Annotated in this window: 15 protein-coding genes; 7 read left to right on the top strand and 8 right to left on the bottom strand. The window is 68.9% G+C overall.

Annotated features, from left to right (window positions below; genetic code table 11):
- The first annotated feature begins 82 nt into the window (after window positions 1-82).
- Complete coding sequence (locus tag ABEA24_RS39570; protein WP_345438241.1) at window positions 83-1,315, top strand: cytochrome P450; 1,233 nt, start codon at window positions 83-85, stop codon at window positions 1,313-1,315.
- A gap of 72 nt (window positions 1,316-1,387) precedes the next feature.
- Here the strand turns inward: ABEA24_RS39570 and ABEA24_RS39565 are convergent, their stop codons facing one another.
- The 3 genes from ABEA24_RS39565 to ABEA24_RS39555 form a co-directional block, all read right to left on the bottom strand.
- Entirely contained in the window at window positions 1,388-2,086 is a 699-nt protein-coding gene (locus ABEA24_RS39565) for a polysaccharide deacetylase family protein (protein WP_345438239.1), read from the bottom strand.
- A gap of 23 nt (window positions 2,087-2,109) precedes the next feature.
- Window positions 2,110-2,799 carry a glycoside hydrolase family 11 protein gene (locus tag ABEA24_RS39560; RefSeq protein WP_345438237.1) on the bottom strand — a complete coding sequence of 230 codons (690 nt, stop codon included), beginning with the start codon at window positions 2,797-2,799 and terminating at the stop codon, window positions 2,110-2,112.
- A gap of 234 nt (window positions 2,800-3,033) precedes the next feature.
- Complete coding sequence (locus ABEA24_RS39555) at window positions 3,034-3,903, bottom strand: helix-turn-helix domain-containing protein (protein WP_345438235.1); 870 nt, start codon at window positions 3,901-3,903, stop codon at window positions 3,034-3,036.
- A gap of 316 nt (window positions 3,904-4,219) precedes the next feature.
- Here ABEA24_RS39555 and ABEA24_RS39550 point away from each other — a divergent pair, with 316 nt between their 5' ends.
- Together ABEA24_RS39550 and ABEA24_RS39545 are read left to right on the top strand one after the other, a co-directional pair.
- Window positions 4,220-5,989 (top strand): GH25 family lysozyme, encoded by a 1,770-nt coding sequence (locus ABEA24_RS39550; protein WP_345438233.1) that lies wholly within the window; start codon window positions 4,220-4,222, stop codon window positions 5,987-5,989.
- A gap of 65 nt (window positions 5,990-6,054) precedes the next feature.
- Entirely contained in the window at window positions 6,055-7,620 is a 1,566-nt protein-coding gene (locus ABEA24_RS39545; RefSeq protein ID WP_345438231.1) for an FG-GAP repeat domain-containing protein, read from the top strand.
- Between the two features lie 82 nt (window positions 7,621-7,702).
- Here ABEA24_RS39545 and ABEA24_RS39540 read toward each other — a convergent pair whose 3' ends face one another.
- Both ABEA24_RS39540 and ABEA24_RS39535 read right to left on the bottom strand, forming a co-directional pair.
- The gene (locus ABEA24_RS39540) at window positions 7,703-9,130 is read right to left on the bottom strand and encodes a polysaccharide lyase 6 family protein (RefSeq protein ID WP_345438229.1); all 1,428 of its coding nucleotides are present in this window, start codon (window positions 9,128-9,130) and stop codon (window positions 7,703-7,705) included.
- Window positions 9,131-9,343: 213 nt separating this feature from the next.
- Window positions 9,344-10,330, bottom strand: coding sequence for an ArsR/SmtB family transcription factor (locus ABEA24_RS39535; RefSeq protein ID WP_345438227.1), 987 nt, complete (start codon window positions 10,328-10,330; stop codon window positions 9,344-9,346).
- Window positions 10,331-10,487: 157 nt separating this feature from the next.
- On the opposite strand from ABEA24_RS39535, the gene ABEA24_RS39530 reads away from it, so the two are divergent.
- On the top strand, window positions 10,488-11,006 hold the full coding sequence (locus tag ABEA24_RS39530; RefSeq protein WP_345438225.1) for a tetratricopeptide repeat protein: 519 nt from the start codon (window positions 10,488-10,490) through the stop codon (window positions 11,004-11,006).
- A 27-nt stretch (window positions 11,007-11,033) separates the two neighbouring features.
- Here the strand turns inward: ABEA24_RS39530 and ABEA24_RS39525 are convergent, their stop codons facing one another.
- The gene (locus tag ABEA24_RS39525; protein ID WP_345438223.1) at window positions 11,034-11,519 is read right to left on the bottom strand and encodes a bacteriocin immunity protein; all 486 of its coding nucleotides are present in this window, start codon (window positions 11,517-11,519) and stop codon (window positions 11,034-11,036) included.
- Window positions 11,520-11,646: 127 nt separating this feature from the next.
- Window positions 11,647-11,847, bottom strand: a complete 201-nt coding sequence (locus tag ABEA24_RS39520; RefSeq protein WP_345438221.1) for a hypothetical protein — start codon at window positions 11,845-11,847, stop codon at window positions 11,647-11,649.
- 43 nt (window positions 11,848-11,890) lie between these two features.
- Between ABEA24_RS39520 and ABEA24_RS39515 the strand changes: the two genes are divergently transcribed.
- Window positions 11,891-13,237 (top strand): exo-alpha-sialidase, encoded by a 1,347-nt coding sequence (locus ABEA24_RS39515; protein WP_345438219.1) that lies wholly within the window; start codon window positions 11,891-11,893, stop codon window positions 13,235-13,237.
- 174 nt (window positions 13,238-13,411) lie between these two features.
- Here ABEA24_RS39515 and ABEA24_RS39510 read toward each other — a convergent pair whose 3' ends face one another.
- Window positions 13,412-14,041 (bottom strand): hypothetical protein, encoded by a 630-nt coding sequence (locus ABEA24_RS39510; protein WP_345438217.1) that lies wholly within the window; start codon window positions 14,039-14,041, stop codon window positions 13,412-13,414.
- Window positions 14,042-14,352: 311 nt separating this feature from the next.
- Here ABEA24_RS39510 and ABEA24_RS39505 point away from each other — a divergent pair, with 311 nt between their 5' ends.
- Window positions 14,353-15,321: a YihY/virulence factor BrkB family protein gene (locus ABEA24_RS39505; protein WP_345438215.1), complete on the top strand. Its 969-nt coding sequence runs from the start codon at window positions 14,353-14,355 to the stop codon at window positions 15,319-15,321.
- 430 nt (window positions 15,322-15,751) lie between these two features.
- The gene (locus ABEA24_RS39500) at window positions 15,752-16,834 is read left to right on the top strand and encodes a pentapeptide repeat-containing protein (protein ID WP_345438213.1); all 1,083 of its coding nucleotides are present in this window, start codon (window positions 15,752-15,754) and stop codon (window positions 16,832-16,834) included.
- Window positions 16,835-17,076 lie beyond the last annotated feature (242 nt).

Genomic DNA, 17,076 nt, shown 5'->3' with positions numbered 1-17,076 from the left:
GCGTCGGTCATGCGGTTCGCCGAGCGCGCGGGATGACGCACGCACCCTCGTACTCGCCGTCCACGACCGAGAGGAGCGCCTCGTGACCGCGCCGGATCCGCAGATCGGAGGCGCGCATTCCGAGGCGGTGCCGCTGTACGGCCGGCGCTTCGCCGGCAACACCGAGGAGCTGTTCCGAGAGATGCGGCGCGACCACGGGCCGGTCGTGCCGGTGCTGCTCGAGGGCGGCGACCCCGCGTGGCTGGTCATCGGCTACCGCGAGGCGCACCGCGTCCTCACCGACGGGCAACTGTTCGCCCGCGACCCGTACCGCTGCCACGGCCCGGACTACGTGCCACCGCCGGCCGTGGGTTACACGCCCGGCATGCTGATGTTCCTGGACGGGGACGCGCACGCGCATCGCGTCGGCGCGGCCAGTGCCGCACTCGCCGAGGTGGACCAGTTCCAGCTGCGGGCCGACTGCGAGCGGTTCGCCGACCGGCTGATCGACGCGTTCACCGCCGCCGGCGAGGCCGAGCTCATGGAGCAGTACGCGTACCGGATGCCGGTGCTCGTCATGGGCGGCATGTTCGGGATGCCCGACTCCGAGCTGATGAGCGTCGCCCAGGACATGAAGACGATGAGCGACGGCCGGGAGGACGCCATCGACGCGTACGGCCGGTTCGTCGCGACGATGAGGGGTCTCATCGAGAGCAAGCGCGAGTGGCCCGGGCCGGACGTCACGTCCCGCATGCTCGCGTACGGGACGGGCGTCACCGACGACGAGCTGATCCACGACATCCTCGTCGTGATCTCCGGCAGCCAGGAGAACACCGCCAACTGGATCGGCAACGCGCTGCGGCTCATGCTGACCGACGACCGCTTCGCGGCGACCCTCTCGGGCGGCCGCCACAGCGTCGGCCAGGCGCTGAACGAGGTGCTGTGGGAGGACACGCCGGTGAAGGCCGTTCCGGGCCGCTGGGCGACCCGGGACACCCAGCTCGGCGGCCGGACCGTCCGGGCCGGTGACGTGATCGTCGTCGGGCTGGCCGGCGCCAACGCCGACCCGCAGGTACGGCCCGCCGTCCACGGCGACTCGGGCGGCAACCACGCCCACCTCGCGTTCGGCACCGGCGACCACGGATGCCCGCACCCGGCGCCCGAGCTCGCCGAGGTCATGGCGCAGACGGCCATCGAGGTGCTGCTCGACCGCCTCCCGGACGTGCGGCTCGCGGTTCCCGAGGACGAGCTCGAGTGGCGGCCGGCCTTCCACCTCCGCGGCCTGTCGGCGCTCCCGGTCCGCTTCACGCCCGCGTTCGGCATCGAGAGCGGCTGACCCGCGCGACGGTGAGCCGGGTGGCGCGGCGGCGCGCAGGCCGCCGCGCCACAGCTGTGGTGTTCCCGGGGGTCAGCTCGGGGCCACGGCGCGGCCGGTCTGCGGGGAGATCATGCCGGCGCACAGGCCCTTGCTCGCCAGCGTCTGCGCGATGCGCGGGATGGCGGCCAGGGTGTTGGCGGGCCACTCGTGCATGAGGATGATCTGGCCGTTGGTGAGCCGGGCGTTGGCCTGCACGATCGCGTCCGTGCCGGCACCGTTCCAGTCCTGGGAGTCGACGTCCCAGATGATCTGCCGCAGGCCGTACTTGGCCTCCACGGACTGCACCGTCGCGTTGGTCTCGCCGTACGGCGGGCGGAACAGCTTCGGCGTGCCGCCGCCCGCGTTGGCGATGGCCTGCTGCGTCCGGGAGATCTCCGAGTCGACCTGCGCCTGGCTCTCCTGGGTCAGGTGCGGGTGGGTGTAGCTGTGATTCCCGATCCACATGCCCGCGCCGGCCTCGGCCCGGACCTGGGACGGGTAGGCGGCGGCGTACTGGCCCTCGTTGAACATCGTGGCCCGCAGCCCGTTCTGCCTGAGCGCGCCCAGCAGGCTCGGGGTGTGGGCGTTGGACGGGCCGTCGTCGAAGGTGAGCCCGACGTACCCGTTGCAGGTGGCGGCGTGCGACGGGGTGGCGTTGCCGGTGAAGGCGACGGTGCTCGCCACGGCCAGTGCGGCGACGGCCAGGCCGGTTACCGGGGAGCGTTTCGACAGATGTGGCGTGATCCGCATTCGAGGTCGATCCTTCCTGGCGTTCACCCGTTCACCGTTATATTGGAGTTTCCGCTGCTCTGATATCCCTCCGTTGCGAGGATCATGTAGTACTTGAAACTGCCGAGATTCATTCCGTAGCGGGCCCACGCGTCGAAGTGGTTGCCGGTGGTTATGGTGCCGCCCGTTCGCTTCGACTGGCGGACGCTCCAGTACTGATTAAAGGTGCGAGTGCCTTCGACGGACGGGGCGTTGTACCGCGTCGTCTCGTAGATGTCGTAGGTGCCGCCGTCGCTGGTGACCGTGCCCTTGTACGTGCCCGTAGGCCGGTACGTGCCCCAGTTGTCGACGATGTAGTACTCGACGAGCGGGTTCGACGTCCATCCGTAGAGCGACAGATATCCGTTGCCGGACGGGTTGAAGCTGCCCGAGTAGTTCACGCTCCTGCGCCCGCCGTTACTCCAGCCCTTGCCGGCGACGAAGTTACCGCAGTTCGTCCACGAGGTGCGGTAATTGCCGCCGGACGCCAGGGTCATGGAGACCGACCCGCCGCCGTCGGTCCAGAACGAATAGAAGTAGCCGTTATTGGTGCCGGTTTGATTCGTGGTGATGGTCGTGTCGGCGTTGGCGGTGCCGGGCAGCATCACCGCGGACGCGACCAGCGCCAAGGCCCCGGCCCGGCCGATGAAGCCTCTGCGGCTGATCGGATTGGCGGGGGCGTCGTTCATGTACATGCTTCCTCCTGAACGCCGGCGGGCCGATCGATGGAGCGAGCATGCGCCCAGAAGAGGACGGCGTCAACGATATGTATCGAAATCTTTCGAAGGTCTGGGCGGCTACTCCTCGCCAAATTGGGCGCTTGACATGCCAGAACTCAGCACCGAACGACAGAGCACCCGTTTGAAAGACCGATGAAAGCGCGCTCAGAGCCGCAGTGTATATAAAACATTTCGAAATAGATCGGCGCCCTACCAGAAGCCGGTACAGGCATCGCGGGGGAAGTTCTCGGCGGCGCGCGGAGTGTCGCCGCACGCCCGGAAGCGCCACCGTGTGCCGATCTCGTGGGCTCGGCTGGCGAAGGTCGCCGTGGTCGTCGTGAACGGCCCGCACTGGATCCAGGTCTGACCGTTGTTCCGGCTCCAGTCCAGCCAGACCCGGTCTCCGTAGCGGGCGCCGGTGATCTGGGCCCAGGCCATCGGCCGGCCGCCGACGGTACCGGTGAGCAGCCGGACGACGGGCGCGTGGCCCTGGCCGTGCACGGTCGCGGGCGGGATGGCGGCCCGGCCCGCCGTCCCGGTGGGCCAGGTCCAATTCGTGCAGGCGTCGTCCTGCGCCGCGGCCGGGACGACGCGCGGCCCGGGCGCCAGTTCCCGGCCCGTCACGAGGCCGAGCCCGCCGAAGACGACGGCCGTCATGACGGTCAGCGCCGCGACGGCCGTACGAGGGCGGCGTCGATGCCACCTCAGCGGTGGATCCGTCTTCTCCGGAACGTCGAGCGGGGCCGGTAAGGCGGTGACGGCCTCGGACGGCTCCGGCGCGCATCGGCCCTGCCGGTGACGTTCGCCGTCGAGGTGCTCCCAGAGCGGCCGGAGACGGTACGGGTCCTCGCCCGCCAGCCGGCAGAGCCGCTCGATGACCGGCCACGGCGGGACGATGCGGCCGGACAGGTAGCGGGACATCGAGGAGTCGCTGACGTGCACCAGTTCTTCGAGCCTCTTGAGGCTCTTGCCGGTACGCCTCCGGAGAGCCTGTAGCTCGGCACCGAGCCGCGCGGCGGCGGTACACCCACCCGCCTCCGGCCGTTCCGGGCCGACCGGGTCCTCCGACGCGGGTTCCATCCCAGGCCGTCCCACCTATGATCTCGGCCGATTTTCCCGCCGCAAGTGTACGGCGTGGTCCCCACGGCGACCCCGGCATTTCAGGCGTCCCAGGTTCATCCCACCCGGTACCGAATGCCGTCCGACATGACGATATTGAGAGCCGCGCCGAGGCCACGGGGGCTTCAGGAAGGCGCATCCATCTCACGGGGTGAACTCAGTGCGCATTCGCATGCCGAGGACCGGGCAGCTCGCCGCGGTCCCGACGGTCGCGGGGCCGTGACGGCGACGCCGGCCGCCGAGGAATCCCCATCGATGCGACAAAGGAGTGAGTTCGTTGTTCTGGCGAAGACATCAAGGCCGTAAAGGCATTCGCCTCGCGGTGGCGACGGCGGGCATTCTCGCCGTACTCGCCGGACCGTACGCGGGAGCGGCGCGCGCCTCGTCGGCGAGTCCGCCGGCCGGGAGGTATCCGGTCAAGGGCGTGGACATCACCGAGTACCAGCACCCTGGTGGCGCCGCCGTCAATTGGCCACAGGTGCGTTCCTCGGGCGTACGATTCGCGACGCTTAAGGCCACCCGCGGCACCAACATCGTCAACCCGTACTTCAAGAGCGACCTCGCCGCCGCACTTGATCAAGGCATCGCGACCGCTCCGTACCACTTCCTGATCGGCTACGACCCGAACACCGCGAGCGCCCAGGCCGACTACTTCATCAGTGCGCTGAAGTCGGCCGGCTACACCGGTCACCGGCGGGGCGAGCTGCCGCCCATCCTCGACCTGGAGTGGACGGACGACGGCAACAGCTCCTGCCCGCCGTACACGACGGTCGCCCAGGTGCAGACGTGGCTGGACAAGGTGCAGGCGGCCTTCGGCGTCAAGCCGATGATCTACACGGCCCGGGGGTTCATGACGGGGTGCCTCGGCAGCACCACCGCGTTCGGCTCGTATCTGCTCCAAGTCGCCGACTACACCAGCGGTCACACCGCCCCGGCGGTGCCGCCCGGCTGGCCGGACTGGCTGATGTGGCAGTACGCCGACGTCGGTTCGGTCCCCGGGGTGCCGACCCAGAACGTGACCCTCGACGTCTTCAACGGCAGCGAGGCCAAGCTCGACCAACTCGCCGGCCTCGGCTCCTCGTGGGTCAGCTCACCGGTCGACGTGAACGGTGACGGCAAGGCCGACATCGTCGCCCTCGACGGCAAGGGCCAGCTGTGGCTGTACCCGTCGACGGGCCAGACCGTGACCGACCACGTCCTCGCCGGTGCGGTCCGCATCGGCACCGGATGGGGTGGCTTCACCCGGATGTACGTCTCCGACGTCACCGGTGACGGCAAGGCCGACGTCGTCACGCTGGACAGCAAGGGCCAGCTGTGGCTGTACCCGTCGACGGGCCAGACCGTGACCGACCACGTCCTCGGCGGTCCGGTGCGCATCGGCACCGGATGGGGCGGCTTCGGCCAGATGTACGTCTCCGACATCACCGGCGACGCCAAAGCCGACATCGTCACACTCGACGACGAGAGCCAGCTGTGGCTGTACCCCTCCACCGGCCAGGCGGTGACCGACCACGTCCTCAGCGGCTCGGTCCGCATCGGCACCGGGTGGGGCGGCTTCAACCGGCTCATCACCGGTGATGTGACCGGTGACGGCAAGGCCGACGTCGTCACGCTCGACACCAAGGGCCAGCTCTGGCTGTACCCCTCCACCGGCCAGGCGGTGACCGACCACGTCCTCAGCGGCTCGGTCCGCATCGGCACCGGATGGGGCGGCTTCGGCCAGATGTACGTCTCCGACATCACCGGCGACGCCAAAGCCGACATCGTCACCCTCGACGACAAGGGCCAGCTCTGGCTCTACCCGTCGAGCGGCCAGACCGTGACCGACCACGTCCTCAGCGGCTCGGTCCGCATCGGCACCGGATGGTCCTTCCTCCTTCTTCTGACGAACGGCGACGTCAATGGCGACAAGAAGGCCGACATCGTCGCCGAGGGCGGCGACGGCCAACTGTGGCTCTACCCGTCGAGCGGGCAGGGCGTGACCGACCACATCCTCAGCGGCAAGGTGCGCATCGGCACCGGCTGGAACGCCTTCTCCATCATCTAGCGGCTCCGGAGAGATGACCGCACATCTCCCGCTGGACCATGCCGTATCCCAGAAACAGAGGAACCATGAATTCGACTCTCTCCCGGATCCTGGGCCCGTGCCCCAGGGTCGCGCTCGCCCTGTGCGTCGGGCTCGCGGCCGCGCTGATGACCCTCGCCACACCGCGTCCCGCACACGCCGCGTCCACCGCCGGAGGTGCGATCTCCCGCTCGGAGGTCCTCGCTCGGGCCCGCGACTGGTACAACCGGAAACCGGCGCTCGTCTACGACTCGTCGCGCGCCGCGGACACGCTGGTCGCGGACGTCGACGGGGCCCATCGATACGGCCCTGACTGCTCCGGCTATGTGTCCATGGCGTGGCACCTGGTGCCGGGCGGTTCCGGCGGCCTCAACACCTGGACCCTGCCCAGCGTCTCGGTCGCGATCAGCCGGAGCGATCTCAAACCCGGCGACATGCTGGACTACACCGACGAGCACGCGATCCTGTTCGAGGCGTGGGAGTCCGACCACGTCCACTTCTCCTACTACAGCTTCGGCGCCACTCCCATCGAGCACGTCACCCACGTGTCCTTCAATGACGGCACTCTGGCGGGCTGGCCGACCGGCGACTACCAGGCGTACCGCTACAAGAACATCGTCGACGATGGGCCCGCGCCCACGAGATGGGTGAGCTCACCGGCGGACGTCAACGGTGACGGCAAGGCCGACGTCGTCGCCCTCGACGACAAGGGCCAGCTGTGGCTCTACCCGTCGAGCGGGCAGGCCGTGACCGACCACGTCCTCAGCGGCAGGGTCCGCATCGGCACCGGCTGGGGCGGGTTCAACCAGATGTACGTCGCCGACATCACCGGCGACGGCAAGGCCGACATCGTCACACTCGACACCAAGGGCCAGCTCTGGCTGTACCCGTCGACGGGCCAGACCGTGAGCGACCACGTCGTCAGCGGTGCGGTCCGCATCGGCACCGGGTGGGGCGGCTTCAACCGGTTCATCACCGGTGATGTGACCGGTGACGGCAAGGCCGACATCGTCACGCTCGACACCAAGGGGCAACTGTGGCTGTACCCGTCGAGCGGGCAGGCCGTGACCGACCACGTCCTCAGCGGCTCGGTCCGCATCGGCACCGGATGGGGCGGCTTCGGCCAGATGTACGTCGCCGACATCACCGGCGACGGCAAGGCCGACATCGTCACACTCGACACCAAGGGCCAGCTCTGGCTGTACCCGTCGACGGGCCAGACCGTGAGCGACCACGTCCTCAGCGGCTCGGTCCGCATCGGCACCGGATGGGGCGGCTTCGCACAGCTGCACGTCTCCGACATCACCGGTGATCACAGATCCGACGTCGTCGCCCTCGATGACAAAGGCCAGCTTTGGCTCTACCCATCGAGCGGGCAGGCCGTGACCGACCACGTCCTCAGCGGCAAGGTGCGCATCGGCACCGGATGGGGCGGCTTCCCCACGCTCCTCATGAACGGCGACGTCACCGGCGACAGCGGGAGCGACGTCATCGCGATGGACACCTCGGGCCAGCTGTGGCTGTACCCGTCGAGCGGGCAGGCCGTGACCGACCACGTCCTCAGCGGCAAGGCCCGAATCGGCACCGGCTGGAACGCCTTCACCATCATCTGACACCGCATCGCGCCGGCCTCCTCGCCCACGAGGCGAGGAGGCCGGCATGTGCGAGCACTGGACCGTGGCGTACGGGGTGGGCTCAGGGAGCGGAGGGACCCACGTCCGCGGTGGTCAGCGCGCGGCGGCCAGTGCCGCCCGTGAGGTACTCGTCGGCGCCGACGTCCTTGGCGCCCGACCGGGCCTGCAGGTCCATGTCCTGGGTCACCTGGGCGTAGGTGCCGGCCGCGGCGTCGATGGCCGGGCTGCCCGCGGTGAGCCGGTCCAGGCCGCCGGAGTCCACGGTCAGGGCCGGGTTGACGGACCGGCCGCCGCTCGCGGGCATGTCGCCGCGCGACCCGCCCCAAACGATGTTGCCCTCCCACTTCGTGTTCGTGTCCCGGCCGACCGTCACGAGATTTCCGGAGCCGCCGACGAGGATGTTGTCGGCCACGGTCGTGTGGTCCGGCCCGTACTCGTGGCCCTCCGTGCCGATGCCGATGAGGTTCGTCTTCGTGCTCACGACCGTGTTGAAAGCCACGAGACCCCGGTCGGCCGCCTCATGGTCCGTCGTGCTGTCCGTATCGTCCCGGATGTTCCCGGAGCCGACCTCGATCGGCATGCCGCCGATGTTCTGGATCAGGTTGTTGATGATGACGTGGTCGTTGCCGAAGAAGCGGATCCCGGATGTGCCGCCGAGGATGATGTTGCCCTCGACGAGGGTCCGGCTTCCGTGGCGCAGGCAGATCTGCCCCCGGGTGTCGCGCAGCGTGTTGTAACGCACGGTGTTGTCCGAGGACTTCACCGAGATCGCCTCGGAGTCGCCGTTGGCCTTCTCGAAGAGGTTGTACTCGACGGTCGCGTGGGCCGATGCGTGCTGCCGGGAGCTGAGGCCGAGGCGGATGGACTCCCCGCCGTTCGAGCCGCTGTAGGAGTGGTCGTAGAAGTAGTTGTGGTGGATCCGGACCCGCTGTGCCATTCCCGAGCTCCCGGGCCCGGAGATCTGCAGGAACACGCCGAGTGAGCTTTTGTGCTGGAACGTGTTGTGGTCGACCTCGCAGTCGTCACAGGCGACCGTGACCCAGTTCTTGGTCGAGCTCTTCGACAGCTGAATCACGTTGCGCGTCAGCCGTACGTGGTCGGCGCCGGTCGGGAGGCTGATGGCGTTCCCGTGGGTGAGCCGGAAGCCCTCGACGGTCACGTAGTGGATCGAGCCGAACGAGAACCCGTCCGTGCCCTTGATCTCCGCCTTGCCGGTGTGCTGTGCGGCGATCGTGATCGGTGCCGACGCCGTGCCCGACTGGGTCAGCGCGATCGCCGACGAGGTGGAGTACGAACCATCGGCGAGCTCGATCCGGTCACCCGGCTGCGCCTGTTTGACCGCACTCTGCAGCGCGGCCACGGACGAGACCGAGATCACCTTCTTTGGCGCGGGTGCGGGCGCCGCGCCCGCCGGACCTTCGGCCGGGGCGGCGACCGCCCCGATCAGGGTGAGGGCGGTGATGACCGCCGTATGCCGTTTCAGTGCCATGAGGACCGCCTTGGGGGGAGCCGGAATTCGGCATGGTTTTACATCCGTCATCACTTCCCGTCAAGACATACACCCGATGTATCGGGGCGAGACTCTCTAGTAGCGGGTCGATTTCCGCAGCTTGGAGGTAGCAGCCGCCTAATGACATCGGATCTATCATCGTCTGACGAAGACGGACGTGGGTGGCGCCGGTGAGCCCGCCGGCCGGCTCCCCTACTCGCCGCCGCGTGCGAGGGCCGAGCCGATGCCCGTGCGTCGGTACCGGATCTCATGGCGGTGCCGCTCCCCGACGACGAGGCCCGCGTCCCGCAGTACCTTGATGTGCTCGGACACCGTGCTCGGCGCCAGTGCGTGCCGGTGCGCGAGCCACGTCGTCGACGTGGGCTCCTCGAGCGCGGCGAGCAGCGCGGCGCGGGTCCGGCCGAGGAGCCGCTCGAGCGCCGCGGTCGGGGATCCGTGCACCGGCTGCCAGAGACCGCCGAGGCCGCGCGCCGGGTAGGAGACGGTCGGCTGCCACGGCGGCTGCGTGATCACGATCGCCTCCTCCCACTTGAACACGCTGGGCATCAGCAGCACACCGCGTCCGGCGAGCTCAACGTGCTCGTCGCCGCCGGGGTCGCGCACGAGTGTGTCGCCGGTCCAATGCAGCGTCCGGTTCAGATCGGCGAACAAGTGGTCCAGGCCGCCCTCGGCCAGGCGTCGCGAGCGATACGCGATGTCGGCCTCCAGCAGCGCCCGCACCCGCGGCCACACCGGCTCGACGAGCGCTCGCCACGCGGCCCGTATGAGATGGGTCAGGAAGCTGAGCACCTCCGCCGGGTCGCCGAGCAGCAGCCTCCCCAACTCGCTCGCCTCCGCGCCCGGGGTCTCGCGCAGCGACATCTTGATCTCCTCATGCACCACCGGCGCGGGCGTCGCGGCGATCCGGGTCAGTTCGGCGTCGATGTCCGAGGAGGGGGCGAGCGGAGGCGGGGCGAGGAAGTCGGGGGTGTAGCCGCGGCGCGGCTGGAGCAGGGTGATCGGCCGCAGGTCGAGCGTCCTTTGGCGCGGGCGGGCGTCCTCCAGCCAGCGCCGGTGGTGCTGCCCCGGGCCCTGCGGACCGGTCGCAACGCGCACCGCGGCGAGCGTCTCGAACACCGGGGAGTAGGCGAACCGGCAACGCGCCAGGTCGGCCGGGCCGAAGCCGAGGCTGATGGCCATCGCCGCCTCCTTGCGCCTGTGAGCTCTTCGACACCGCGCCGAGCGCGGGTGATTCGGCCCTGGCCGAATGACTGGTGGCGATCCTAACCGCACGGCCACGATCGATCGCGTCGGCCGGCACCGGTCGATCCCCCCGATGATTCAAAGGATCATGATCATGCATGACGTCACCGACCTCTCCGACCTGCACGCCGACGTCAACCGTCGCGCCGCCGCCCTGTTCGCGGCCGTCGACGACTACGAGCAGGAGGACGCCTTCTTCGCCGAGATCGACGCGCTCGCGGCGGAACTGCCCGCCGGCGACGCCGACGGCCTGTTCCACCGGGCCTGCGCCCGTGACACCTGGGGCCACTCGGACCTGGCCGTACCGCTGTATCGCGAAGCCCTCGAGCGCGGCGGCCTGACCGGTGAGAACCGCCGCCGCGCCGTGATCCAGATGGCCAGTTCCCTGCGCAATATCGGTGAGGTACGGACCGCGCTCGCGATGCTCGAGGCCGAGCGCGCCCACGGCTCCGACCACCTCGACGACGCCCTGACCTGCACGACCGCGCTCTGCCTGGCCACCCTCGGCCGAGAGCGCGAAGGGCTGTCCCTCGCCCTCGTCGCCCTGGCCAAGCACCTGCCGCGCTACAACCGGTCCATGGCCAACTACGGCCGGGACCTGCTCGAGAACTGAAAAGGGGTCGCTTCCGATCTGGGTTGGTCACAACGCGATCGGGCGATAGGACAGTGCCGCCTCAACGATGGTCTCGGCGGGGGCGTCCTGCAGTTCGGCGGGGGGATGGAAGATCAGATCACTCACCCTGGGATGGGCCACGTTGACCTCGAGTAGCCGCAGGTAGTAGTCGGTCTCCGGATCTCCGGCCATGATCCTACGGACGATTTCGACGAGTTCTGACCGGGTGATGTCACCGACCCGTGGTCGTGCCGGGCGGGCGGCCTCGCGAGCGAATTCCTCAAGGTCCCGAGAGGCGCCGTACTCGACGAAGTCGGAGACCGCGTAGGTGTGTCCGGTTCTGGCGTTGAAGGCTGCCACCGCTTCATCGGCCTCGGACCGCCTGCCTTGATGAACCAGGTGCGCGATCCGCTCGATCTCCTCGCCGAGCTCCGCGAGTCGCTGGTGGTCGACTGCCGGGGGAAGCAGTTCAGGGCGCAGGTTCATCGCCTCAGTATCGGCCCGCCACCGCACACCGCAGGTGTGGGCTCGCACGGAAGCCGGACCGGCAGGAGCTCTCATCCACGGCGGTGGTCTTCCCAGCGGGCGCCCGAGGCCGCAGACGCCTGCGACTCCGCCTCGTCTCCCGCCGACCCAGGAGTCATGAATCGATCTTGGAGGCGAAGTTGATCTTGAGGCTGTAACGTCGGCCGTGCCGTTTGGCGCCTGCTGGGAACATGCCGCCGGCCGGGCGGCAGCGTTCCCTGTGGAGACACCCCCCATCGAGGATGAGGAAGGCAACGTTGAAACAACGTTCCAGGGCAGTGGTGGCCGCGGCGGCCACCATGTTCGCCTGCACCATTGCGGCTCCGTCCGCCTATGCGGGTGGTTCTGACCCTGCCAGTGTGGTGCCGGTATCGGGTACCAGTGCGCTGCCGGCAGGTTGTGGGCTGGCCGCGGGCGACGGCTATGTGCTGAACCCGAACGCCGAGGTTCAGCCCATGGTGGCGCGGGATCCGAAGAATTCGTCGCATCTCGTCGCCGTGTACCAGCAGGACCGGTGGAACCGGTACGGCAGCAACGGAGCCGTCACCGCCGTGTCCAACGACGGCGGCGCGACCTGGCATGCGTCGGCGACGCAGCCCGCGTTCTCCCGGTGCAACGGCGGTACCGCGGCCAACGGCGGGGACTACGACGTCACGACGGACCACTGGATCACGATCACGCCGTCCGGCTCGGCGGTGGCCGCGTCGTTCTCGCTGTCGCGTACCGGTCAGGTCACGGCGATGCTGGTGTCGCGGTCCAGCGACGGCGGCGAGCACTGGGACGCCCCGGTGACCCTGCAGCGGGACGACACCACGGAGTTCTTCAACGACCGCCCGGCGATCACCGCCGACCCGTACCACCCAGGCGTGCTCTACACGGTGTGGGACCGGTCCTTCAGCGAGTCGGACGGCACCTGGGGACAGCCGGTCTACATGGCGAAGTCGACCGACGACGGGAAGACCTGGACCACCAAGAAGGTGTACGACTTCCCCACCAACAGCGGCGCCATCGGTACGGTGGTGACACCGATGGCCGACGGTTCGCTGTTGCTCGGCATGCACGTGGAGACCGACACCACCGCCGCCACCCAGGTCGTCCGCTCGACCGACGGCGGCGACACGTGGTCGACGCCGACGCTCAACGTGGCGGCCCCGTTCACCGTGGGTACCAAGATCCCGGACCCCGACAACTCGAGCGACCCGGTGCGCAACGCCACAGAGCCGCTGCTGGCGGCCCAGCCGGGTGGCAAGGTGGTGAACGCGGTCTGGCAGAGCCAGGACTCCGACGGCACCTTCCACGTCGCGTACGCGCGGTCCGCGGACAGCGGGAAGACCTGGTCCAGCCCGGTTCGCGTGGACAAGACGCCCACCGGTTCGGCCGCGGTACCGGCCGTCGCCGTGACCCCCGGCGGTGCCGTGGCGGTCACGTACTACGACTTCCGGAAGAACACGTCCGCCACGACCCTGCCCACCGACTTCTGGGCCGTGACCTGCGCGGACGACTGCACGGAGTCCGGATCGTGGCGCGAGCAGCACATCGAGGGCTCGTTCGACGCGCGGACGGTGCCGTTGACGAGCTCGGGTCGAATGCTCGGTGACTACACCGGCCTGGTCTCGACCGGCTCGGCCTTCGTGGCCGTGTACGGCGTGGCCACCGGCAACACCTCCAACCCGGTGGACATCCACAGCGCGACCTTCTACAACTGACCGGCCCGATGCGGCCCGCGACGCCGGCAGGCCGCACCAGCCAGGTCACGAGCCTTGCGGGCGGCCGGGGCCTCGACCTCGCCGAAGTACACCCCGATCAAGGCTGAAGATCAAAAAGGGTTCCGGAGATCACTCCGGAACCCTTTTTGATCTGGCGCCCCTCAAGGCACCCGGCTAATCCTTCGACTTGTCCGCCAGGGCCTTGGCCTCGTCGTTGGAGAGAAACTCCGCCGCCGCCTTGGTGCCCTTCTTGTGATAGCGCACCGCTTCCCAGAGCGGCCCCGGAATCACGTGGATGCCGTAGTGGGCGCGATGGTGGTTGACGCAGAGCACCTCGAGGTTGCCGGGGGACTCCACCCACTCCTGGAAGTCCTCATCGGTCTCGAAGTGCAGGCCGAGGTGCTTCTCGACCGCCTTCGGGTCCACCTGGTTGATCTGGGAGAACTCGACGTGCGTGTGGTGCAGCTCCGGCTGCCCGTCGCAGAGCTCGTCGTCGATGACGCACTTCCAGAGGCCCTGACGCTTCAGGCGCTCCTTGGCCTGCTCGAACAGGTGGTAGTGCGGGTCGTCCTCACGTGGATGATGGCTCGGGATGTGGGTGAGCATGTGCAGCGTCAGCGCCTGCTGGTGGGCGGCCGTGACCACGGCGGCCTTCGCGTGCGAGGCGCGCTCGTGAGCGTGCTCGGCCTTCTCCTTCACCTTCGAGGCGGCCTTCGCCGCCTTCGGGTGGGACTGCGCCGCCTTCTTGGCGCGTGTCTTGACCCGGGCCTTCTCCTTGCCGAACCACCTGTTGAACAAACCCATCGTGGGCTCACGTCCTCAAATGATGTGCCACTGCCGGCAGACTCTTCTGCCCCACCGCAGGCCGGATGGCGAGCCGAACGTTATCGAGGGTCGTCGTTCTTGATCAACCGAAACGCACCATTTGTGCTGCAATGGTGACACAGAGCTCGGCTGGGTCTGCTGGACAACGCACCGCAGGCATTTACTCGTCCGGTGCTCAGCGGTCGACCAGCCAGGCACCACCAGGCCCGGGACATCAGGCGGACCCGGACGCGGGGCGGACTTCGTGTTGTGCGTGCGCGGTGACCGTCCGCACCCGTATCGTCTCCCCCGTGTCTGAAGATCAGCGACATATCCGGATTGCACTGCTCCTCAGGAGGATCCTGAACGCCCAGGCCATGCGCAGGGCCATCGCCGGGCCCGAGGGCTACACCGCGCGCGACTGGGTCATCCTGCTCCGCCGGGTTCGCGGCGAGGCGAAGGAGGACAACCTGCCGCTGATCGCGGCCGGTGTCACCTTCTGGGTCACCCTGTCGATCGTCCCGCTGACCGTCGGCGTCATCGCGGTGTGCGCGCTGGTGATCAGCCCCACGCAGATCGACGAGCAGCTCAGGCCGCTCACCGACGTGCTCCCGCCGCTGCTCGGCAGGATGCTGGCGGGCCAGGCGCACGACGCGGCCGCCATGAGCGGCCAGGGACTCACGCTCAGGCTGAGCGTCGCTCTGGCCGGCGTGCTGTGGACCTGCTCGCGTGGGTTCGAGGCGCTGATCAGCGGCCTGCACGTCGTCATCGACGAGCAGGAGACGCGCGGCTTCCTCCGCAAGAAGCTCATCGCGCTCGGGCTCGCGGTCGGCGCGCTGGTCACCGCGCTGACGGCGTTCGCCATCGTCGCCGCCGTGCCGCACGTCCGGCTGCACAGCGTCGACCGCATCCTCGGCCTCGGCATCCGCTTCCTGATTCTCGCGGTGCTGACGATGGCCGGCCTGATCCTGCTGTACCGGTACGGGCCCGACCGCAAGAAGGCGGACTGGCACGCGGTGCGGTGGGGCGCGGGCATCGCGATGACCGCGTGGCTCACCATGTCGATCGCACTAGCCGTGTACGACAGCGGGAAGAGCGGAGACAGCGCGACGTACGGCACGCTCGCCGGGGCGGCGGCGCTGGCGAGCTGGCTGTACCTGTCGACCTACATCATCCTGTTCGGCGCCGAGGCCAACGCGGAGATCGAGAAGGACCTCGGCCGGCGCGCCGTGCTGGGCGAGCAGCCAGAACAGCCGGAACAGCCGCTCACGCCGGCCTGACGGCCTTTCGGCCGCAGGCGGCCGTTCTACGATCCGGGCCCTTTGGGACGAATTCGGGATCGGCGCCGGTGGCCCAGGACCGGGTCCGACGCCACCACATGCCTTCGGCCGACAGCGTCAGCCGGACCTGGCCGCGGCCGATGTCGATGCCCAGGTCCCGGGCACTCTGGGGCAGAGTGTCCATTCGCCCGACCCACCGGGCACCTGGGCCGCCAGCTCACCGGAGGTTGCATCGCGCACCGGCCGGCCGGGCGGATCCCCGCTCCGCACGGCCCGGCGGATCTCCTGCCGGTGGCCCTTCTCCGTGACGGCGGAGCCGCCCTTGTGATCCACCAGGCGCGCGATCTCCTCCACGCCGAGCTGCCGCGCTTGAAGGCGTGTACGCCCCTGTCGGAGGAGGACATTCTGGACGTGCTGAGGTTCGTTGGTGATGGACTTCCGCAAGCGGTGTCTCGCCGAAGACGGGAAAATACCGGAGCAGCAGCGCGGAGAGGATGACCGGGTGCGGGTGTTCAACAGACGGTTCGCCACGGCGACAAGGCGGCTCGGACACGCCAAGACCGCGATGCGACTGGCCGGGGTGTACGCGCTTGCCGACCTGGCCGACGATTGGCAGGACGGTCGGCAGACCTGCATCGACGAGCTGTGCGCCTACCTGCGAATGCCCTACGAACCTCCCCCGGAGGCCGGCCCCCCGGCCGCCGAACAGCTGGCGTTCGGCGGCAGCCAGGAGATACACCACACCGTCATCTCGATCATCACCGCACACCTGCGCGACAACGCTCGGGTCTCCTGGCGAGGCCATGACTTCAACTTCACCGGTGTCCGCTTCGAGGGAGGCGACTTCAGCGGAGCGGTGTTCTCCGGCGGCACCGTCGACTTCCGCGACGCCGTATTCTCCGGCGGCACCCTCGACTTCACCGGCGCCGTATTCTCGGGCGCCACCGTCGACTTCACCGGCGCCAGGTTCTCCGGCGCCTCCATCGACTTCACGGGCGCGACGTTCTCCGGCGGCACGGTCCACTTCACCGGCGCGGAGTTCTCCGGCGGCACCGTCCGCTTCGCCGACGCGACGTTCTCCGGCACCACCCACTACTTCATCGGCGCGGAGTTCTCCGGCGCCTCCATCGACTTCAGCGGCGCGACATGCTCCGGCGGCGCCCTTGACTTCGCCGGCGCGGAGTTCTCCGGCGGCACCGTCCACTTCACCGGCGCGACGCTCTCCGATGGCATCATCGACTTCATCGGCGCGGAGTTCTCCGGCGCCACCGCCCACTTCAACGACGCGACGTTCTCCGGTGGCACTCTCGACTTCACCGACGCGACATTGTCCGGCGGCACCCTCCACTTCACCGACGCGGAGTTCTCCGGCAGCACCATCGTCTTCACCCGCGCGGAGTTCTCCGGCGGCACCGTCGACTTCAGCGACGCGACGTTCTCCGGCCGCCGGGGCGGCCTCGGTAAGGCCATCGCCACGGATCCGCCCGCGGGGCTACTGCTGCCTCCCGCATAGCCGTTCATCATCAACGCGGTCAGCGCGCCAACGCAGGCGACCGTGCCGAGCACGAGCTTCAGTACGTCCAGCAGGTCCCCTGCTGAAAGGGCCACACGGCCTCGCCCCTCGCCCGGCGCAGGAACGACCCCAGCGTGGACGGCACCCGGATCCCACCCGGAGAGCATCGTCATGTCCGGGGAAAGTCGCTGCTCACTACCGATCGGCGGGTTCAGGCTGATCAACCGGACTACCATCGGTCG

The organism is Actinoallomurus vinaceus, from assembly GCF_039542055.1.
GTDB lineage: Bacteria > Actinomycetota > Actinomycetes > Streptosporangiales > Streptosporangiaceae > Actinoallomurus > Actinoallomurus vinaceus.
Note: the sequence above shows the minus strand (reverse complement) of the source record. Positions and strands in the feature narration are given on the sequence as shown.